Source organism: Formosa sediminum (assembly GCF_007197735.1).
Classification (GTDB): Bacteria; Bacteroidota; Bacteroidia; order Flavobacteriales; family Flavobacteriaceae; genus Formosa; species Formosa sediminum.
The window spans coordinates 1,788,415-1,809,083 of the sequence record NZ_CP041637.1 but is presented as its reverse complement, the minus strand read 5'-3'; the positions used below and the strand labels follow the sequence as shown (position 1 = coordinate 1,809,083).

Annotated in this window: 20 protein-coding genes; 10 read left to right on the top strand and 10 right to left on the bottom strand. The window is 31.5% G+C overall.

The genetic code is table 11. The annotated features are described in order from the left end of the window. Positions 1-140 precede the first annotated feature (140 nt). Positions 141-527 (top strand): hypothetical protein, encoded by a 387-nt coding sequence (locus tag FNB79_RS07945; RefSeq protein ID WP_143380807.1) that lies wholly within the window; start codon positions 141-143, stop codon positions 525-527. Positions 528-573: 46 nt separating this feature from the next. On the opposite strand, the gene FNB79_RS07940 is transcribed toward FNB79_RS07945, so the two are convergent. From FNB79_RS07940 to FNB79_RS07910, 7 genes are all read right to left on the bottom strand, one after another. Continuing rightward, positions 574-972, bottom strand: a complete 399-nt coding sequence (locus tag FNB79_RS07940) for an ACT domain-containing protein (protein ID WP_143380806.1) — start codon at positions 970-972, stop codon at positions 574-576. Positions 973-1,050: 78 nt separating this feature from the next. After that, positions 1,051-1,464, bottom strand: coding sequence for a hypothetical protein (locus tag FNB79_RS07935; RefSeq protein WP_143380805.1), 414 nt, complete (start codon positions 1,462-1,464; stop codon positions 1,051-1,053). Between the two features lie 185 nt (positions 1,465-1,649). After that, positions 1,650-2,468 (bottom strand): hypothetical protein, encoded by an 819-nt coding sequence (locus FNB79_RS07930; RefSeq protein WP_143380804.1) that lies wholly within the window; start codon positions 2,466-2,468, stop codon positions 1,650-1,652. 189 nt (positions 2,469-2,657) lie between these two features. Further along, a complete protein-coding gene (locus FNB79_RS07925) occupies positions 2,658-3,065 on the bottom strand; it encodes a hypothetical protein (protein WP_143380803.1) in 408 nt (135 codons plus the stop codon). A 70-nt stretch (positions 3,066-3,135) separates the two neighbouring features. Then, complete coding sequence (locus FNB79_RS07920) at positions 3,136-4,698, bottom strand: carbohydrate-binding domain-containing protein (protein ID WP_143380802.1); 1,563 nt, start codon at positions 4,696-4,698, stop codon at positions 3,136-3,138. A 398-nt stretch (positions 4,699-5,096) separates the two neighbouring features. Further along, positions 5,097-5,624 (bottom strand): menaquinone-dependent protoporphyrinogen IX dehydrogenase, encoded by a 528-nt coding sequence (gene hemG, locus FNB79_RS07915; protein WP_143380801.1) that lies wholly within the window; start codon positions 5,622-5,624, stop codon positions 5,097-5,099. Positions 5,625-5,961: 337 nt separating this feature from the next. Next, entirely contained in the window at positions 5,962-6,843 is an 882-nt protein-coding gene (locus FNB79_RS07910) for an NAD(P)-dependent oxidoreductase (protein ID WP_143380800.1), read from the bottom strand. Positions 6,844-7,088: 245 nt separating this feature from the next. On the opposite strand from FNB79_RS07910, the gene FNB79_RS07905 reads away from it, so the two are divergent. From FNB79_RS07905 to FNB79_RS07880, 6 genes are all read left to right on the top strand, one after another. Next, positions 7,089-9,065 carry a YgiQ family radical SAM protein gene (locus tag FNB79_RS07905; RefSeq protein WP_143380799.1) on the top strand — a complete coding sequence of 659 codons (1,977 nt, stop codon included), beginning with the start codon at positions 7,089-7,091 and terminating at the stop codon, positions 9,063-9,065. Between the two features lie 310 nt (positions 9,066-9,375). Continuing rightward, the gene (locus FNB79_RS07900; RefSeq protein WP_246073346.1) at positions 9,376-11,262 is read left to right on the top strand and encodes a CocE/NonD family hydrolase; all 1,887 of its coding nucleotides are present in this window, start codon (positions 9,376-9,378) and stop codon (positions 11,260-11,262) included. Between the two features lie 45 nt (positions 11,263-11,307). After that, entirely contained in the window at positions 11,308-11,436 is a 129-nt protein-coding gene (locus FNB79_RS07895; protein WP_143382583.1) for a DUF2256 domain-containing protein, read from the top strand. Then, complete coding sequence (locus tag FNB79_RS07890) at positions 11,433-12,917, top strand: cryptochrome/photolyase family protein (protein WP_143380797.1); 1,485 nt, start codon at positions 11,433-11,435, stop codon at positions 12,915-12,917. Before FNB79_RS07895 ends, FNB79_RS07890 begins: the two co-directional genes overlap by 4 nt. 10 nt (positions 12,918-12,927) lie before the next feature. Beyond that, positions 12,928-13,422 (top strand): CIA30 family protein, encoded by a 495-nt coding sequence (locus FNB79_RS07885; protein WP_143380796.1) that lies wholly within the window; start codon positions 12,928-12,930, stop codon positions 13,420-13,422. 278 nt (positions 13,423-13,700) lie between these two features. Continuing rightward, positions 13,701-15,437, top strand: coding sequence for a thiamine pyrophosphate-dependent enzyme (locus FNB79_RS07880; protein ID WP_143380795.1), 1,737 nt, complete (start codon positions 13,701-13,703; stop codon positions 15,435-15,437). A gap of 1 nt (position 15,438) precedes the next feature. On the opposite strand, the gene FNB79_RS07875 is transcribed toward FNB79_RS07880, so the two are convergent. Further along, complete coding sequence (locus FNB79_RS07875) at positions 15,439-15,786, bottom strand: hypothetical protein (RefSeq protein WP_143380794.1); 348 nt, start codon at positions 15,784-15,786, stop codon at positions 15,439-15,441. A gap of 313 nt (positions 15,787-16,099) precedes the next feature. Here FNB79_RS07875 and FNB79_RS07870 point away from each other — a divergent pair, with 313 nt between their 5' ends. Together FNB79_RS07870 and FNB79_RS07865 are read left to right on the top strand one after the other, a co-directional pair. Further along, on the top strand, positions 16,100-16,735 hold the full coding sequence (locus FNB79_RS07870) for a SanA/YdcF family protein (protein ID WP_143380793.1): 636 nt from the start codon (positions 16,100-16,102) through the stop codon (positions 16,733-16,735). 134 nt (positions 16,736-16,869) lie between these two features. Continuing rightward, on the top strand, positions 16,870-17,667 hold the full coding sequence (locus tag FNB79_RS07865) for an SH3 domain-containing protein (RefSeq protein ID WP_143380792.1): 798 nt from the start codon (positions 16,870-16,872) through the stop codon (positions 17,665-17,667). Positions 17,668-17,743: 76 nt separating this feature from the next. Here the strand turns inward: FNB79_RS07865 and FNB79_RS07860 are convergent, their stop codons facing one another. Beyond that, positions 17,744-18,322: a DUF2911 domain-containing protein gene (locus tag FNB79_RS07860; RefSeq protein WP_143380791.1), complete on the bottom strand. Its 579-nt coding sequence runs from the start codon at positions 18,320-18,322 to the stop codon at positions 17,744-17,746. Between the two features lie 4 nt (positions 18,323-18,326). Further along, on the bottom strand, positions 18,327-19,139 hold the full coding sequence (locus FNB79_RS07855) for a DUF6503 family protein (RefSeq protein ID WP_143380790.1): 813 nt from the start codon (positions 19,137-19,139) through the stop codon (positions 18,327-18,329). A gap of 340 nt (positions 19,140-19,479) precedes the next feature. Here FNB79_RS07855 and FNB79_RS07850 point away from each other — a divergent pair, with 340 nt between their 5' ends. Further along, positions 19,480-20,400, top strand: a complete 921-nt coding sequence (locus FNB79_RS07850) for an AraC family transcriptional regulator (protein WP_143380789.1) — start codon at positions 19,480-19,482, stop codon at positions 20,398-20,400. The last annotated feature ends 269 nt before the right edge of the window (positions 20,401-20,669 follow it).

Below are 20,669 nucleotides of genomic sequence, written 5' to 3'. Positions count from 1 at the left end.
TAACGGCCCAACTTTTATGCTAAGCTAGATTTGTACGCGCGTATTTTATATCTAGCATTTATGTACTATTCCTTACAGAAAACTTTAGAATAATGCTAAATTTGCAACACAAATATAATATGCTCACTAATCTATAATTTATGCCATATCAAGAAGATTTTGTATTGTTTTGGGACCAGGTAAAAGCAAGTTGCCTAAACGGCACGTTTGCTAAATTAACGATGGCAAAAACCATTGGTAAACCTAATTTGAAAAATATTTTTGTTAGACCTTTGTCTTCAGAAATAGATATTAAAGTTTTAGTAAAATTACGTTACCAATCTAAAGAAACAGAAGACGAGGAAAAGGAAATGAATTTAGATGAAGCCTTTGAATTTTTAAAACCATATCTTAAAACCTCTTTTTTCTCAGTGATTTTATTTACTACAACTAAAGATATTACGTTTAAAATTAACAAAAAAGGGGCTGCAAGTATTACAGAACAGGCTCCTACATTTCAAAATGTAGTCCAAGCTAAAACCGATTAAAAATAAAGCAAACTTAATTGTATTGCTTTGAATTAAATTTGATACTCTAATAATTTAAAGACAGACTTGTTAATACTTTAAAGGCTTTACTAGAATCTTCTTTAGCTACAAAAATATGATCGTGATAATACCCTGCAATAACGTTACAACTTATATCATGCTTGGCTAATTCGGTAGAAAACACCGCTGTTAATCCAACAGCTTCTAAGGAAGAATGTATTTTTAATGTGATCCAAGCTGCGATAAAATCATATTTAAAACCTAATGAATCTGCTTTGTTTTTATCAATAACAATAGTGGTTCCTTCTTTTTCCTTGAATTCACAAATAGTATCTTCCCTAGAAATTACACTAACATCTTTTACTGTAACAAATACGTAATAGCCATGATTTAATATGGGAGTCATTTGCCTTATTAATTTACGTAAGTTTATTTCTCCAGCCATGTGTTATCTGTAATTTAGATAAAAAAACACTACTTAATCTAAAGTGTTTCGACAAAATACACTCAATCGAATAATACTTTAAAATGAAACCATAGAATGATTGAGTATTAATTTATACAATTTTTGAGTATCTAATTTTTCTATACCATTTAGATTAATAATGATTCTTTTATCATTCTTTTTTGTTACAATCAAATTTTCATCATTAATTTCTGTGGTCTTTATTTGATTAAATCGCAATGATTTTCCGATAAATGAGTTGACTTTAATATGTGCCCCTTTTGTATTCCATTGTACATAATTTTTATACCAAAACATTTTACTGTAATATAAAATTTGAAGCATATACCCGAGAATAACAAGACGCTTATTCAATTTTGAATCTTCAAACTCAAAAATCTCAAACACACCCAAAATTATTAATACTAATGAGAGCATTAAAATTCCAATACGAAATTCTTTTTTCATCTCATCAAAATGAATTCTTTTCATGTTTTACTCAAGATATTCTAATTAATAATGGCATACATGCCTAATATAAATATACTAATTATTTTTTCACCATCTTTATGTCCAGTTTTAAACATAAGACTTAGAGTGTTTTTATAAAGGAAAGATTTTACTAAAAAAGCAAAAAATATTTTTTAAGATCTGTATAATTAAATAATAAGTAAGTTTTATTTGGATTTAACTTTAACTGCATATTTAAATTTATCAATCACACTTCTTACTTTTTTATAAATTAACAAATATAAAGTGGCTGTAGCAAAAGAGATTAAAGTTCCCCAATAAATACCATACATAGGATAAACTATTGATACGGTTAGCGAATAAATAATTAAAGAAAACATTCCTATTGGCACATTTTTTATTACTGTGTGTACATGAGCTTTAGAGTAAGTCATATGAATAATTAACATTAATGGAAATAATGTTGTAGGAAAGGCTGAAAATAAACCCGCCCAAGTTGGACCAACAAATTTTGGCACACTGGTTATTAACAAAATAATTAGTGCCGCAAAAAAGGCTCTTACAAAAAGCGTTTTGTAACTAAGTTTAGCTTTGTTTGTAATATTAATGTCTTTAATATTTTTAAAAAGATAGAGATATAAAAATGAAAAAAGTATTGGAATTAAAATAGCCATATAGGTATTAATTTTAATGTGATGTAATACCCAAACCACAAGAAAATAACTGGCTATTGCACTTAAAGAAGATAATATAATATTGTATTTATTAAAATATTTAGATGCTATATAATAGGCATATACAAAAGTTAAAGATGCTGAGAGCCCAACCATATTAAAAACAGCACTTTTAGCAGCATAATCTGGACTTACTTCCAATCCGAAAAAAAACAATGTAATTGCAGATCCTGTAGGATATCCAGATAAGATACCCGCAACTTTTGGACTTACATGCTCTGCTAGTACAGATAAACCAATAACAAATGTAATGGCAATAGTTAATTTTATAAAGACTAAAAACTCTATCATAGTTGCGAAATCATGTTTATTAAATTATTATGCAATAGCGTATTTAACTGCTACTTCTTTTAATGTGTTTATTTGCAAAACAAGCTTCAAATATACTAATCTGAACGTGTTATGCGCCCACATATGATTAAAGAAATAATTTAAACAACATGTATGGTTTAAATTGGGTAAAGTTTTAGTTCCGGATTGTTAATTCTTTTGCACTAACGATCTCACATATTGCTTATGTATTATCCTAAGTTTTTTTATTTCAATACGTAACAATTTTATAAAATCTGTACTATTTGTGTTTTTGGTATTTAAATACTTTGTGTTATAATACAACCTATCTATAAAGAAACGCAAGTCCTTGGCATGCTTTAACTTTTTTATGGAGTTGGTTTCATTTTCAGTCTCTACAATTTTAGGAATTAAACCTAAGGCATCCATAACTAACTTATCGGCATATTTATCTATATGATTTTTAGAAACATGCATAGCAATGATATCTTTATCGTTAGTTACATAAGCTGCAATATGTCTGCAAAGCTTAAAAACATCTAAAGATTTCTTGTAAATGGTTAAGTTAGTAATATTAGAATGTTCTGACTGTGACATGCCTATTAAATTATGGCAAAAATAAACAGGAAACAACTAACTACGCCTTAATTAGTAAAATTAAAATTTATTATCTCCCTCCGTTATCTCCTGTTGGCCCTAAATCACCACCAATTTGCGTCACAATGTTACTTATAGTAAACTCATCGCCTGTATATGTGCCGCCTGTATAGGTGCCAGAGGTATACAAACCGTTAACCTCAACTCCATTACTTACACTTCCCCCTGTATAAATTTTATAGGTAGTACCTGTTACTAATTTTGCATTAGAATATATAATGGTATTTACTTTATATGGAACTAAATAAGTTAATGCTTCTGTACCATCTTCGGATTGAATATTTAATAAAGTATTTGAACTTGTACCATCAAAAATAACAGTGTTTTGCGTACTCACACTCTCTGTAGGAAATGATGAGTTTAGTGCTAAACCTAAAATGGTTCCTCCGGTTATTTTAAATATATTATCGTCGGTATCAAAACTTCCATCAGGTTCGTCTACGCGCACTGCTATCCCGATAGTTATTCCTCCTGTAACAGTAATTCCGGTGTTGCTATCAATAGCATCATTTAAGGTACTATATACATAATTTGTTCCTCCATTAATATACAAATGCCCAATAGCATTCAGTCCATCATCATAAGCATTAATAGTTATAGTTCCATCATTAATAGTTAATATCCCTTTAGACTCAATCCCTTCACCCTCTGAAGTTTTTATAACTAAATCTCCGCCGTTAACAGTTACATTTGGTGTAATAGAATCATCGGGTTCATCCTCCTCGTCAATATCGTAAGAAGCCGCGATACCATCATCTACTGCATTAATATTAAATGTTCCGTTGTTAATAATAACATAACCCTCTGCACAGTCTACACCATCACTATCTGCAGTTAAATTAAGCGTACCACCATCTATAATTATATAGTCGTTAGCATGTAAAGCGTCTGAAGCAGCATTATATACAGTAATCGTTCCGCTAATGACTCTAATATAATCATCACTTGCAATACCATGTTTATAATTTCCAGACACATTTAGGCTACCAGAACCACTAAACACCAACTGTCCTTCACTAAAGAATGTAGCTTTGGCATCTTCATCTTCAGGAATATTACTATAACTTGAGGCATCGGTTAAATTCGTAGTTCCTTCTAATATCACAAATGAGGTTTTAGAAGATTGAATATTAATCGCTGGGCCATCTGTATTCGTAATATTTAAATCACTTAACGTTAATTTAAATTTCTTATCGCTATACATTTTTAACATTCCATCTGTTGTTGTCCCCGACACTTCGTAAGCAACGTTAGAAATTGATGAATTTACGGTTATATCTGCACCATTTTGAGTAATAACCACATCGTCTGGAACGGGATTCGTTATGCTTACCGCATCGTCCGAATATACGATTTGAACAGTATATTCGAATGTAGCATTTTCAACCAAATCATCTTCATCGGCTCCTGTGTTATCTGTATCTCCTTCGGCTGTAGCAGTAGTATTTGTATCTGTTATTGTAATATCATCAGACACTGTTAAAGCTTCATTTTCACTATCACTACTACAAGCTGTAAAAACGACAAATACCAGTGCAAAAGCACTTAATTTAGTGAATGTTATATGTTTCATAATTCTATTGTTTCAGGTAAATTTTAGGCACTTATTTAAATTTTTCAATTATAAATTCAGCCATTGATTTACTTAGTTATTGATAACAGTTTGCATTACATACAATGCATTTTTAAAATATGCTTTTTAAGCATTTAATATTTTGCTATACAAGTATATAAACAAGTTTATAATATAAATTTATGAATCAGTGAATCATCCAACCTTTTAAGTGAATTGGACTTATTTTACAGTAATTAAATTTGAAATAAATGAGGTTTTTATAAGCGAAGATGCGCTATTCAATATTAATTGAATTTTAAAGTTTAAATCTTATGCAATGATTTTAAAACTACTTACTTTTAAAATTCTTTAAAGAAGAGGTATTTATATTTTTAAGAAGACAGATTACAACAATACTAAATCTGACTTATTTTTACAGAGAAGGCTTTCACTCTATCCCAATTGGTGTATTCTATAGGCTTAGTTGACGAAGTTGGACCACCTGTCATTTTCATAATCAATTTAATCATTATGCGATCTAGAAAGGAATAGGATTTATAATCTAAAGTTCCTGCAAAAACATCTGTTATTTTGGGTGTCCAATCTAACTGTTTAAAGTACTTTATTACATAAGGATTGGTGTTATACCGATTCTTATCGCTTTTTCTAGCCACTAAATTTACGGAGAAGAATGCAGCATCTATTTGATTTAACGCCCTATGATGTGTCTTTATAAACGCTGTAACTTTATCACTATGTTTACCATATCTAATACTAGCACCTATAATAAGTTTTGAATATTTAGTTACAGCATCTGTAACTGTTGAAATTTCAATAATATCTGTACAGAATCCTAAGTTTTTAAGATGTTCTGCAATTCGCTGACAAATTTTAAGTGTTTGCCCGTCTGTTGTTGCGTAAATAATACCTACTTTATTATTCATAGTAAACCCTTAAAACACATAATAAAAACGCTCGCTTGTATTTAAACATTTTTACAATCAACATTATAGCTAAATACCAATACAAAATTTAAGATTAGTTCTTAAATCAAATTAAAATTCATACAAATACAAGACATTCAATTTAAGTTGTATACGAGTAATTATATGTTTTTTTAAATTAGAAGCCTGTATTAAAATAATAGTTGCGTGTTTTAAACCTTACATTTTCTCTTGAAAACATACGTTTAAAAACACGCAACTCTCCACACAATGTGTGGTCCTGAAAATATTTTCAGAGTTATGCCATCTTAATTTTTATAAAAAGACTAAGATGCTACTAGTTTTGTAATTTTACGAAATAATCGAAAATCTCAGGTACATTTCCATTTCCCATCTCTGCTGCTACTGCCGCCTGAAGATTAGAAGATGTTGCCTCTGCTATAGCAGACTTAGTTCCTAAATCGTTCATCATTTGTACAAAATAGCCTAAATCTTTATTCGCATTATTAATAGAGAACCCTAAATCGCTAACATTATCTACAGCATAATTTTTACAGAATTTCATAAAAGGAGAATTCGATGGACCAGCAGACATTATATCAAATAATTGTTGCGTATCTACACCAGCTAATTTCGCTGCAGCAAAAGCTTGAGACATTGCAACTACAGTTGTCATTCCCATAAAATTATTAATTAATTTGGTTGTGTGACCAGCTCCAAGTGCACCTAAATAGAATACATTTTCTCCTTGTTCTTCTAAAACTGGTTTCACTTTTTCAAAAGTATCTACATCACCAGCAGCCATAATATTAAGTAAACCATCTTTTGCATGCGCAGGAGTACGTCCTAATGGCGCATCAATCATACCAGCCCCTTTTTCTGCAAGATCTTTACCAATCTTTTTAGTTGAAGCAGGAATAGATGTTCCAAAATCAATTAAAACAGCACCTTCTTTAATACCGGCTAAAATTCCCTCTTCACCATATACAATCTTTTCAACAACAGCAGAAGTTGTAAGGCAAAACATAATGATGTCACTCTTTTCAGCTAATTCTTTTGGAGAAGCAGCTTCGGTAGCATTACCGCGGGCGATAACTTTTGCAACTTCGTCTTTATTTAGGTCCATCACTGTTAGTTCGAAACCTCTTTTTTGAAGATTTTCAACCATATTACCTCCCATAAGGCCTAGTCCGATAAATCCGATAGTGGGTTTTTTCATTTTTAACTTTATTTAAATTATAATTATAAGGGACAAAGATATGCATCTATAAGTAAAATAGCTAACTAGCAGAGCAAAACAAAACGTAAAGTCTGTAATTTTATATTCAAAGATTTAGATTTAAAGCTACAGATTATGAAGCTTTTAACTATCTAAGCTTTATATTAACTTCTAGTCTACCTATTAATTTTTAGTAAATGTTAAGTATTTAATAGTGAAAGAATTTAATTGTACATTTGCAGCCTATGCAAATTAAAAAACTTACAGACTGGTTACCAACGACTAACAAAGAAGTTAAGCTTCGCGGTTGGGACGAATTAGATGTTATACTATTTAGTGGAGATGCTTACGTAGATCATCCATCATTTGGTCCTGCAGTTATTGGTCGTATTTTAGAAAGCTATGGCTTAAAAGTTGCTATTGTGCCGCAACCTAATGTTAACGACAATCTTCAAGACTTTGAAAAATTAGGCACACCACGGTTATTTTTTGGGGTAACTGGCGGTTGTATGGATCCTATGGTTAGCAATTATACTGCTACTAAAAAACGTCGCGATAAAGATGCCTATACACCAAATGGAGATAAAGGGTTTAGACCAGATTATGCAACTTCTGTGTATTCTAAAATATTAAAAGATAAATTCCCAAATGTTCCTGTTTTAATTGGTGGTATTGAAGCGTCTTTACGTCGTGTTACCCATTATGATTATTGGAGTGACACCTTAATGCCAACCATTTTAGAAACTTCTAAAGCAGATATGTTGGTGTATGGAATGGGAGAACAACCATTACGAGAAATTGTAGAATTGTTACAAAAAGGTGTGCCATTTTCTAGCTTAACTACAATTAAACAAACAGCTTTTTTACAAGCTGGAGACGAACCTCTTCCCAAAAATAAAAACTGGGAAGATGTACAAATTCACTCTCACGAAGTCTGTTTAAATGACAAAAAAAAATTTGCGTCTAACTTTAAGGTGATAGAACAAGAGTCTAACAAGCTCAATGCTAATAGAATTTCTCAGAATGTAAATGGTAAAACATTAGTTATCAATCCGCCGTTTCCAACCATGTTGGAAGCTGAAATTGATGCTTCGTTTGATTTACCGTATACACGTTTACCTCATCCTAAATACAATAAACGCGGACCTATCCCTGCGTTTGAAATGATTAAGTTTTCAATTAACATTCATCGTGGTTGTTTTGGAGGCTGTAGTTTTTGTACCATTTCTGCCCATCAAGGTAAATTCATTGCCAGTCGTAGCCAAGAATCGGTATTAAAAGAAGTAGACAAAGTGGCTAACATGCCAGACTTTAAAGGCTATTTATCTGATATTGGTGGACCATCTGCCAATATGTATAAAATGAAAGGAAAAATACAATCCATTTGCGATAAATGTGTGGCTCCTTCTTGTATTTCTCCAGTTATATGTAGCAATTTAGATACGTCTCATAAGCCATTAACAGAATTATATCAAGCCGTAGATAAGCATCCAAAAATTAAGAAGTCGTTTATTGGTAGTGGAATTCGTCATGATATGTTAGTTCCAGAATTTAACAAAAATGCAGATCCTAAAGAGTTAGACGATTATACAGAAGAAGTAATGACTAAGCATATTTCTGGACGTTTAAAAGTCGCACCAGAACATACGTCTGATCCTGTTTTAAAGCTAATGCGAAAGCCTTCTTTTAGTTATTTTCATAAATTTAAAGAACGCTTCGATAAAATCAATATTAAAAAAGATTTAAAGTTACAGTTAATTCCTTATTTTATTTCAAACCATCCTGCATGCGAGGTTGAAGATATGGCTAATCTGGCTGCCGAAACTAAAGATATGGGGTTCCAGCTAGAACAAGTACAAGGATTTACTCCTACGCCAATGACAGTGGCTACGGTAATTTATTACAGTGGCTATCATCCGTATACACTTAAACCTACTAAAACACCTAAGTCAAAGAAAGAAAAAGACGATCAGCACCGTTTCTTCTTTTGGTATAAGCAAGAAAATAAGGATTGGATTAAAAAAACTTTAAATAAAGTAGGTAGAACAGACTTATTAGACGTGCTGCTGCCCGACAATAAAAAAGACAATAAATCGTGGAAAAAAGTTAATCTTAAACCCGTTAAGAACACTTTTGATGATGCTATTCCTTCAGAACATTCTAAACCAACTCACGGGTCTAGACGTAAGAAAAAGCAATATTCCAGAAAAAAACGTCGTTAATTAACGTATACTTTACTACAAACCTCTGATTTTTTTTTAAAATTCAGAGGTTTTTTGTTTTTATAATACATCCCTCTAGATTCATTTTTTAATTGTTTAAATTGAATATTTTTCACAAAATTTTCAATAAAAAAACATATTTATCTCTATAATTCACTTCAATTGCATATCTCTTATTAATACGCTTCTTTTCGGATATAATCGGAAGTTTTACGTATTTTTATAACGTTTCATGTCTTATTCTCATTAACCCCACAAGACATTGTAACCTAAATTATAATCCTAAAACCCCCCACTAATTATCATGAAAATGCATCATTTTTTAATCTCAATTATAACAAGCTATTTTTTATTTAATAGTTTTTCTGTTATTGCCCAAAATGAAGTTCTTCAAGAACTAGAAGAAATCGCAATTATAGATCAAAAAGTGATGATACCAATGCGAGACGGTGTACGCTTGGCTGCAGATGTGTATCGTCCAAAAACAGATAAAAAAGTTCCCATTATCTTTTCACGAACACCCTACAATTTCAACAATTGGGTAGATGGTAAGCAAATTACAACCATGCGCGTTAAAAAAGCACTTGAAGCAGTAAAAAAAGGATATGCATATGTTGTACAAAACGAACGTGGCCGCTATTTTTCTGAGGGCGAATGGGATATTTTGGGCGTTCCTGTAACCGATGGTTACGACACTTTTACTTGGATGAAAAACCAACCATGGTCTAACGGTAAAATCGGAACCTACGGTTGTTCTTCCTCTGCAGAGTGGCAATTGGCAGTAGCCGCTTTAGATCACCCTTCTCATGCAGCAATGGTTCCGCAGGGGTATGGAGCAGGAATTGGTCGTGTGGGCAATCTTTACGAACAAGGGAACTGGTATCGTGGTGGTGTAGAACAAATGCTATTTATGGCTTGGTTGTATCGAGTTGAACACGATAAATTTAAACCTCGAATTCCAGCCGGAGCAACTCAAGAAGATCTTATTAGAATTTCTAGATTTTATGACTTAGACCCTGAAAATCCGCCTATAGATATGGCTGAAGCTTTTAAACATTTACCCATCCAAGATATTATAAAAAATGTACATGGTAAAACCGAGATTTTTGATAAAATGATTACACGCAAACCTAATGATCCCGATTGGTATGAAGGTGGTTTATACCACGACGATATGGATTTTGGAGTGCCTAGTTTTTGGTTTGCCTCTTGGTACGATTTATCTATAACTCCAAATCTAGTCTTGTTTAATCATGTTAGAAATAATGCAAAAGATACAAGTATAAGAGATAACCAGTATTTAGTTATATCACCTAATTTACATTGCGAATTTACACGTGGTACAAGCCAAAATACTATAATTGGAGAATTAAGTGTTGGCGATGCTAGATTAAATTATGATGAACAAATTTATGCGTGGTTTGATTTTTGGCTTAAAGGAGAACAAAATAACTTTAAAGAAAAAACTCCTCGAGTGCAATATTATACTATGGGACGTAATATTTGGCAAGCCTCAGAAACTTGGCCTCCAGAAAATGCCAAACCAATAACATATTATTTAAACAGTAACGGACATGCTAATAGCGCTTTTGGAGATGGTAAATTAACAACTACTAAACCCAAAACAGATCATCCTGATCAGTATACCTACGATCCGATGTTACCTGTGCCTTCTTTGGGAGGTAATATTTGTTGTACTGATAACGTGATTAAGGGAGGTGCTTACAATCAGCAACAAATGGAAACCAGAAACGATATTTTAGTATATACTACAGATGTATTAGATAAAGGTATTGAAGTGACAGGTTTTATAACCTCTACATTATATGTGTCTTCAGATGTAAAAGACACAGATTTTACTATAAAACTTATTGATGTACATCCTGATGGTAGCGCTTATAATTTAGATGAAACCATACAACGTGCTAGATACAGAGAAGGATATGACAAAGAAGTATTTATGAAAAAAGGTGAAGTGTATAAAATAGATTTAACACCTATGGCAACAAGTAATTATTTTAAAAAAGGGCATAGAATTCGTGTAGAAATTTCAAGTAGTAATTTTCCGAGATTTGCTAGAAACTTAAATACAGGTGGTAATAATTACGACGAGAAAGAAGGTATTGTGGCTCATAATAACATTCATCATTCCTCTAAACATGCATCGCATATTAGTTTACCTATAATTTTAAAGTAAATCTACCGAGTTTAGTGATAAGTTTAATTTAATACGGAAACCGTCATTAAAAAGCAATACCTACCTCAGAAAATATGTGTGGTTTGCAAACGTCCATTTAGTTGGCGTAAAAAATGGAAAACCAATTGGGAACACGTTAAATATTGTAGTGAGCGTTGCAGAAGACAGTCATGAAAAGCATCAACTTAATTTTTCCACATCAGTTATTTCAAGAGTCACCACTTTTTGAAACCGATGCGCCTATTTATATAATAGAAGAGTTTTTGTTTTTTAAACAGTATCCTTTCCATAAACAAAAAATCGCGTTTCATAGAGCAACAATGAAATGTTACGAAGCTTATCTTTTAAATGAAAAAAAACGAACAGTTAAATACATCGAATCGGTTAATAGATTGTCGGATATAAGACAATTAATTCCCGAATTAAAAGCACAAGGAATTGAACATATTAATTATATAGATCCTACAGATAATTGGTTACAAAAACGTATTGAAAATAATTGTAATACACTTAATATTTCAACAACCATTTACAATTCCCCTTTATTTATAAATACGAAAGAAGACTTATCTGATTTTTTTAAAAAAGACAAAAAAACATATCACCAAACCACTTTTTACACACAACAACGCAAGCTAAGACACATTCTTATAGATGCTAATGGACACCCCTCCGGAGGTAAATGGACTTTTGATGCTGAAAACAGAAAAAAATATCCTGCTAAAAAAACACCTCCTGCTATACAATTTCCTGATACAGATCAGTATTACCACGATGCTGTACAGTACGTAAACAAACACTTTTCTAACCATTTAGGAAACCTAACAACTTACCAATTATACCCTACAAATTTTAAAACCACACAAACATGGTTGCAACAGTTTTTTGAACATCGTTTTGTAGAGTTTGGAGTTTACGAAGATGCTATCGTTGCAGAACACACCATACTTCATCATAGTGTTTTAACGCCCATGCTAAATGTGGGTTTAATTACACCAAAAGCAGTTATTAACGCCTGTTTAAATTATGCCACAAAACATAAAATCCCCATTAATTCTACCGAAGGTTTTATTAGGCAAATTATAGGATGGCGCGAATTTATACGCGGCGTTTATGAAACACGAGGAAGTGAAGAACGTACCACTAATTTTTGGAATTTTAAAAAGAAAATTCCTGCATCTTTTTACACTGGAACTACAGGAATTGCACCCATAGATCACACTATTAAAAAAGTATTACAAACTGGATATTGCCACCATATAGAGCGCTTAATGGTGCTTAGTAATTTTATGTTGCTATGCGAATTTGATCCTGACGATGTGTATAAGTGGTTTATGGAACTCTTTATAGACGCCTACGATTGGGTTATGGTTACCAATGTATATGGCATGAGTCAATTTGCAGATGGCGGTCTAATTGCAACCAAGCCTTATATTAGCGGAAGTAATTACCTTATAAAAATGAGTAATTATAAAAAAGGGAGTTGGCAAGATACGTGGGATGGTTTGTTTTGGCGATTTATGCACACTCATCGCGATTTCTTTTTAGCAAACCCTAGATTAAGAATGTTAGTGCGCATGTATGACAAAATGCCTAAAGAACAACAACAAAAGCATTTAGAATATGCCAATGCCTTTCTAAAACAATTAAATTAGTTTTATAATAATGAAAAAAGAATACCACATCTTTAAATTTAATAAAACAGCTCATACGTCACTTTGGACAACGGTTAACGATAATGTAATGGGTGGAAAATCTTCAAGTCATTTTTCCTTAAATAAAGTCGGACATGGTGTTTTCGAAGGTGATGTCTCACTTGAAGATAATGGTGGTTTTGCATCTGTTAAATATCGATTTAATGCTCTAGACACAGCTGGTTTTTCAAAAATTATACTGAATGTTAAAGGCGATGGTAAACGCTATCAATTCAGAATTAAAGATAGAGCAACAAATAAACATGCTTATATTTCTTATTTTACAGCCACAACAGAATGGCAACATATTACAATATACATTACAGATATGTACCCGACCTTTAAAGGTCAAAAACTAGATTTACCTAATTTTAATGCATCTCATATAGAAGAAGTGGCTTTTCTAATAGCCAACAAAAAAGAAGAACATTTTAAATTAGAGATCGCAGCTGTTACAATAGAGTAAATTCATATTAATAGAGGCTTATAAAGCTAAACGATTATACTTACAGATTTTTCTTCATTAAAAAATACTGATAACAAACAGTTATTACAGGTATAAATGCACTTGCTAAAGTAAATAACATACTTTTTTTAAGATACTAATTACCTAAAATATCTCTAGCCACTAAAGGTTTCTTGCTCAATTTATTTCTATAAGTTAACAAAACATTACAACCCTTTGCAATTTCTATTTTGTAATTTTATTAGAACATCTAATGGAAACGCACAAAAAAAAGAATTATGGGACAGAAAGTAGCAGACCAAATTGTAGACATGTTAGTTAATAACAATGTAAAACGCATCTATGCCGTTACAGGAGATAGCTTAAATGAATTGAATGATGCCGTTAGAAGGAATGGAAAGATTAAATGGATTCATGTTAGACATGAAGAAGTTGGTGCTTATGCTGCTGCCGCAGAAGCTGAGTTAGACGGACTTGCTTGTTGTGCTGGAAGTAGCGGCCCGGGACATGTTCATTTAATAAATGGATTATATGATGCTAATCGCTCTGGAGTACCTATAATAGCAATTGCATCAACCATAAATACTCCTGAATTTGGAGTCGATTATTTTCAGGCAACAAACACCTATAAATTATTTGACGATTGTAGCGTATATAATGAAGTGGCTAGCACCCCAAAACAAGTACCACGTATGCTACAAGCTGCCATACAAAATGCCGTACATAAAAAAGGCGTAGCTGTTTTTGGATTACCTGGAGATGTCTCTGCGTTGCCTGCTGAAGAGAGTGCGACCTCTATGTATAATTTTCATGGAGACACTATTTTACGCCCTTCAGATACCGATATACAAAAATTTGCAGATCTGGTTAACACCCATCCAAAAATATCTATTTACTGTGGTATTGGTGCTCGAGAAGCTCATGACGATATCATTAAACTGGCAGCCTTAATTAAAGCACCAATAGGATATTCATTTCGAGGAAAAATGGGCATGCAGTACGACAATCCTTACGAAGTAGGTATGACAGGTTTATTGGGCGTTCCTTCTGCCTTTCATGCTATGCACGAATCTGATGTGGTTATACTGCTAGGAACAGATTTTCCTTACGAACATTTTATGCCTGTAAAAAATAAAATAATACAAGTCGATGAAAAGCCAGAACGCTTAGGTAGACGTGCTAAATTAGCAATGGGATTATCTGGAAAAATAACAGATACCATAACCGCATTATTGCCTTTTATACAAGAAAAAGAAGATGAAAGTTTCTTAAATGCACAATTAGAATTTTACGATAAAGTTAAAGAAAATCTTGATATTTATGTACAAGAAAAAGGATCTGAAAACCACATTAGTCCAGAGTATGTGGCATCAACCATTAATAAAATGGCTAATAGTGACACGGTATTTACAGTAGATACAGGAATGTGTTGCGTGTGGGGAGCCAGATATATAGATGCTACAGGTAAACGTATTATGTTAGGATCTTTTAATCATGGGTCTATGGCCAATGCAATGCCTATGGCCATAGGCGCTCAACTAGCTTATCCAGAACGCCAAGTGGTTGCGTTTTGTGGAGATGGAGGGTTATCAATGTTACTCGGAGATCTGGCTACTATTAAACAATATAATTTACCTATAAAGTTAATAGTATTTAATAACCGCTCTTTAGGTATGGTACAATTAGAAATGCAAGTAGAAGGTTTACCTAACAACGAAACAGATATGGTTAATCCTAATTTTGAAATGGTCGCTCAAGCTATGGGCTTTAAAGGCATTTCGGTTACGCAACCTGACGATTTAAAACCCGCTTTACAAGATGCTTTTTCACATAAAGGACCTGTTTTAGTAAGTGTATTTACGAATCCTCAAGCATTGGCTATGCCTCCTAAAATGGAATTTGACCAAATGAAAGGTTACACATTATCGATCAGTAAAATGATTTTAAGTGGACGTATGGATGAAGTTTTAGAAATGGTTAAAACCAATTACAAACACATGAAAGAAGTATTTTAATCTAATTGTTTACGTGTAATTTTCTTTTAAAATACCATAGGGATAAATAATTTACTCCCATAACACTTAGTCCTAAACATACTATAATTCCGGAGTGGATGGCATTTAAAATTATAAAATCCTTAGTCCCTCCGGATAAAATTGAAAACCATAAAAAGGGACAAAACACACCAACTAAAGCAATATTCCGACCGGTTTTCATACCTGCTTTAAAAAATGCTGCATTTTTAGGTATTTGTGTAGACTTTTCAGATTTTCTTGTAACAACATTTATACATCTTTTACCAACATGTGTATAGGGACATGCTTGTACTACAGATTTAAAAAATTGTCTAAAAGATTTCATCATTTTAATATTATTAAAAAATTTTAAGCTTTAATCCTAAAACACAGAACTTAGCTCCTCTTGCATTTATTTACATATGCTTAAAAACGCATATAAAATAAATTGTGTTGTTATAAATTAGCTGAATGCAACACACATAAAACATATGCAATATAACACATATGTTTCATGCATGCAAATTTTTATATACATAGAACCGTATTAACTTACAGGTAAGTTGGGCAGTTTGTAGTTATTAATTTAAAAGCTTTGTAGATTTCGTTATACATCGTGATCACTATTTTTACTAGCTTAGACGTTGCAATCCGAAACTCTGATGAAAACTAAAATTTTAAAACTCCTAACGCTTGTTGTAATAGCTAATCTAGCCTTAATTTTTATAGCAAATAAGAAAATTGAAACAAATGCAAAACATAAAACGTATTCAGAGCTTAATGCTATTAAACACAATAAAGTAGGCTTAGTATTAGGAACATCTAAATATCTAACAACTGGAGAATTAAATTTATATTTTGAGTATAGAATACAAGCTACCGTAGCATTATTTAAAAGCAAGAAAATTAACTTTATCCTTGTTAGTGGAGACAACGGAAATAAGAACTACGATGAGCCTACAGCTTTTAAAACAACATTAATAGAACGTGGTATACCCGAAAATAAAATAATTTTAGATTATGCAGGTTTTAGAACCTTAGATTCTGTTGTACGTGCAAAAGCCATATTTGGACAAACAGAAATCACTATAATATCACAAAAATTTCATAACGAAAGGGCTATTTATTTAGCCGAAAAAAATGGTATTAAGGCCATTGGCTTTAATGCAAAAGATGTCTCTGGGCGCTATGGTATAAAAGTACAACTCAGAGAATATTTAGCACGAACAAAAGTATTTTTAGATATTTTACTTGGCGTAAAACCTAAATTTCTTGGAGAAAAAATTATAATAAAATAATACACCTTATGTTTACATAAAAACACAAATTAAAAAACATATTATCACTATCCATAAAAGAATGATGATGTATCGTTTTCACATTTTAATTAATCTTCCAATGTAATTCACAGGAAATTTTTAACAATAACAACATGAACAAATTAACTTGTATCTTCCTATTTATGTCTTGTCTTATATATAGTCAAGATATTGATTACAACAATACATATTCAGATTTAGAAAATGGAAAAGAGTATTATCTATTTGGAAATGATGTCGCTTTTAGAACAGACCCTGACACAAAATCTAAAACTATAGATCTTATAAAAATTGGCTCTAAAATTCAAATCATTGAAAAATCGGAAAACACAGTACTATATAACGGATTACCGTCTAATTACTATAAGGTAAAATACAACGAACAAATAGGGTATGTTTTAGGCGGACTTATTTCTCTTGGAAAAAAAGAAATGGGGGCTTCTACATATTTTTACACTTATGGTAAAAAAAATGACACTTACTATATTATTATTAGACATGTTAATGACAAGCAAGAAATAACAGAAGCTACTACAGATCTTAAAACCAATGATTTTGCTTTAGAAGTCTATGATAATAAAGGTATACAAGGCATTGATAATATAATATTTGTAAACTATTTAGCTGAAGCTTGCGGTGTTGAAGGTGGTGGTGTTTACTTTTTTGAAGTAGATGGAAGCATGACAAAAGTGTTTAATATTTCGCAAATGTCTAATGCTGGAATCTATTGGTATTTTGAAACATTGATTTTCCCTAACGACAAAGATGGTATAGATGGTAAAATAGTTTACAAAAAAGAAAGTGGTACTTACCAAGATGAAGCTACTAATTGGGTTGAAATTAATACGGTAAGTCGTGAATTAGAATGGAAAAATGGCGAGATATTACCAAAATTAGATACTGAATTTTAAACTCCTAATTTTAAAATTTGATATAAAAAAAAGCGAAAATAGGTGTTTTCGCTTTTTTTATATTTAGAACTCGTTTTTACTTTAACGTAATAGGAAATTCTGCAATGGTTTTATCCCAACCTATTTTTAAATGTACCGTTTTAGGAGAGGCTTCGTATAAAACAATAGAGAGGTTTTCAATTTCGGTATCGCTATAAGTAACAGGTACACTTAAACTAGCAATATCTAAACTCGCATCATAACCATAATTACCCCAACCATCTAAAGCAGTATTAAGTTTTAATGTCCATTCTTTTTCAGTAGGAATAATAATCATAGTGTAACGTCCTGCTTTAATTTTTTTCCCTGCAAAAACAACATCATTCATGAATAATATTTCGGTAGATTCGTTGGCTCCTACTCGCCATGGCTGTCCGTATTTTAATAATTCACCAAACACAACTCGTCCTCGTTTAGCTGGGCGAGAATATGTTACCCGTATTTGTGGTATTAAAGCCTTCTTTTTAACTGGATCTTTTTCAAAAATGCGATCGTGAGCCACACCAGGAGGATAATAGGCACGATCCATTGGACTCTTATCTATTTTATTAAATTCTTGGGCATTTACAGTAGTTCCTGCAAGTACAATTGCTACAATAAGTAGTATTCTTTTCATTCTATTATTTATTTAAATTAATTACGTTTTCAGTTTTTATTTTAGAAAGTTCTTTCAATGTATTCGCTTCAAAAAGCTCTGGTAAGTCTTTTAAAGGCGTCCCAACTGCCGCTTCATAATTTATATAATCCTGAAACGTAATCCCATCTACTACTCTTTTATTGTATCCCACTCTAAAGCGTACACCACCATCGTTTACTCTATAATTATAAGCTAAGTAATCTACTTTTTTAGTCTTTGTGTTAATCCAATACATATATTCATCGTCATGATCTTCACCACCTCCTGCTTCACTAAAAGTGACCTGTATAGCATTATACATTTCTCCTTTAATTGAAATCTCTTCTATAAGTTTAGAATGTACGGCCTTATCACTTAATTTATAAGGTAAGGTTGCAAAATATATTACAGAATTAACAGCTCCTGTTCCTGTAGCTATTGCTTTTTCTGATAAGGAAACCACTTTACCATTTACTGTTCTAGAAAATTTGCCATTATTTAAAACATCTACAATTATAGAATCTCCTTTTTTGTAGGTCTTGGTATATTTATATTTAGATCCATCGTTTTTAAATTGAAATATATTTTTTCTAAATACAAATGAATAATTAGCCGAATTGTATAAATCACCTCCATGAGCTGCAATAGCTTCGTTTATTATTTTTTCGGAAGCAGATAATGTATTTGGATTTTTTACTATTTCTGAAGCTGTGTCCTCTAACACTATAGGATCTATAACTTTCTTTTTTTCTGAAGAATTACATGATGTAAATACTCCTATTGTAAAAAGAATTAAAACTAATTTAAGTGTGTGCATTACTATATATTTTTATTTGACTCGAATTTAGCCGTATATAATGTTAAAACCTTTCAATAATTTTAATTAAAAACAGTATTTACGACAATAATCTTAAAGAAGGACTTAATTAAAGAATAATAAACACATTAAAACAACCATAACACATTGACAACAAAATGAATAGATTATTAATTTCAATAATGTATAATTCTAAAATTTAAATAAAAAACAAACCTGAAATTACAATATATAAGATGATTAGTTTCGTTAGGCGATAGATAATTAGAATTTATAGCGATTTATGGATATCCCTTTCAGTATTTAATACTTAATTTCGTGTAAAGCCAGCCTACAATACATGAAAAATTCAGACAAAGACATACATTCAGATTACAGAAATAGGATAGACAATGTTTTCAAATATATTGATGAGCATTTAAACGAAAATTTGTCGTTAGAACTTGTATCACGAATAGCTCTTTACTCTCCTTATCATTTTCATCGTGTTTTTAAATTTGTCACTCAAGAAACGTTGAGCACTTATGTAAATAGACGTCGTATAGAACAGGCTGCTTCAATGTTAATTCACAAAAGCAAAAGTATTTCTGAAATTGCAATGCTATGTGGTTTTAATGATAATTCATCTTTTACAAGAGCTTTTAAAAAATTTTATAAGATAAGTCCAACCGACTTTAGAGCACAAAACACGAACATATTTAGCAAGATTAGTCAATTAGAAAGCAAGAATGGTCAAGCGTATCCCTGTTATGAAAAATATATTTGCACTATCAACAACTTAAAAAACTGGATTAAAATGAATGCAAAAATAGACGTTAAAGATATATCTGAGATACAAGCAATAGGATTAACACATATTGGAGTAAACGGAATAGAACATGCATTTCAAAAACTTATAATGTGGGCAAATTCTAAACATTTAATGCATATACCTGAAGCTAAAGTAGGACGGATTTTTTATAACAGCTTTAAAATTACAGCAGCAGAACAAGTAAGAATGAGTGTGTTTTTAACGACTAAAACACCTATAAAAACCGAAGGAGAAATTAACAACTTAACAATAGAAAAAGGAAAATGCATTGTTGGCCATTTTGAAATTAAACCTGAAGATTTTGAAAAATCTTGGACTGGTCTTTTTATTTGGATGAACGAAAATGGATACCAAAAGAGTGACGCACATCCTTTTGAAATATATCATAACGATTTTAGAACACATCCCGAACACAAATGTTTTGTTGATTTATATATACCAATACTATAACAAATTGAAGATCATATAAATTATTTAGATAGTACAATAATGTCAAATTAGAAAATATGAAAACTAAAGTATTATTTATAAACCCCTAACGGATAATTAAGTTGGTATGAGAGAATATACTCCGAAGTATTTGCAAATAGCTCTACAACAAAATACAGTTCTTACTCGCGAGGAACTCGTACAAATTTTATTTACTGTAGAAAGACAAACAACAAATTAATCACTTAGTTACCCAAATGAATATTTACTAAGAATAAAAAATAAAAATT

Bases quoted from the DNA above. Each gene is read 5' to 3' on its own strand.
- FNB79_RS07945 (WP_143380807.1), top strand. From the start codon at position 141: ATGCCATATCAAGAAGATTTTGTATTGTTTTGGGACCAGGTAAAAGCA.
- FNB79_RS07940 (WP_143380806.1), bottom strand. From the start codon at position 972: ATGGCTGGAGAAATAAACTTACGTAAATTAATAAGGCAAATGACTCCC.
- FNB79_RS07935 (WP_143380805.1), bottom strand. From the start codon at position 1,464: ATGAAAAGAATTCATTTTGATGAGATGAAAAAAGAATTTCGTATTGGA.
- FNB79_RS07930 (WP_143380804.1), bottom strand. From the start codon at position 2,468: ATGATAGAGTTTTTAGTCTTTATAAAATTAACTATTGCCATTACATTT.
- FNB79_RS07925 (WP_143380803.1), bottom strand. From the start codon at position 3,065: ATGTCACAGTCAGAACATTCTAATATTACTAACTTAACCATTTACAAG.
- FNB79_RS07920 (WP_143380802.1), bottom strand. From the start codon at position 4,698: ATGAAACATATAACATTCACTAAATTAAGTGCTTTTGCACTGGTATTT.
- hemG (WP_143380801.1), bottom strand. From the start codon at position 5,624: ATGAATAATAAAGTAGGTATTATTTACGCAACAACAGACGGGCAAACA.
- FNB79_RS07910 (WP_143380800.1), bottom strand. From the start codon at position 6,843: ATGAAAAAACCCACTATCGGATTTATCGGACTAGGCCTTATGGGAGGT.
- FNB79_RS07905 (WP_143380799.1), top strand. From the start codon at position 7,089: ATGCAAATTAAAAAACTTACAGACTGGTTACCAACGACTAACAAAGAA.
- FNB79_RS07900 (WP_246073346.1), top strand. From the start codon at position 9,376: ATGCATCATTTTTTAATCTCAATTATAACAAGCTATTTTTTATTTAAT.
- FNB79_RS07890 (WP_143380797.1), top strand. From the start codon at position 11,433: ATGAAAAGCATCAACTTAATTTTTCCACATCAGTTATTTCAAGAGTCA.
- FNB79_RS07885 (WP_143380796.1), top strand. From the start codon at position 12,928: ATGAAAAAAGAATACCACATCTTTAAATTTAATAAAACAGCTCATACG.
- FNB79_RS07880 (WP_143380795.1), top strand. From the start codon at position 13,701: ATGGGACAGAAAGTAGCAGACCAAATTGTAGACATGTTAGTTAATAAC.
- FNB79_RS07875 (WP_143380794.1), bottom strand. From the start codon at position 15,786: ATGATGAAATCTTTTAGACAATTTTTTAAATCTGTAGTACAAGCATGT.
- FNB79_RS07870 (WP_143380793.1), top strand. From the start codon at position 16,100: ATGAAAACTAAAATTTTAAAACTCCTAACGCTTGTTGTAATAGCTAAT.
- FNB79_RS07865 (WP_143380792.1), top strand. From the start codon at position 16,870: ATGAACAAATTAACTTGTATCTTCCTATTTATGTCTTGTCTTATATAT.
- FNB79_RS07860 (WP_143380791.1), bottom strand. From the start codon at position 18,322: ATGAAAAGAATACTACTTATTGTAGCAATTGTACTTGCAGGAACTACT.
- FNB79_RS07855 (WP_143380790.1), bottom strand. From the start codon at position 19,139: ATGCACACACTTAAATTAGTTTTAATTCTTTTTACAATAGGAGTATTT.
- FNB79_RS07850 (WP_143380789.1), top strand. From the start codon at position 19,480: ATGAAAAATTCAGACAAAGACATACATTCAGATTACAGAAATAGGATA.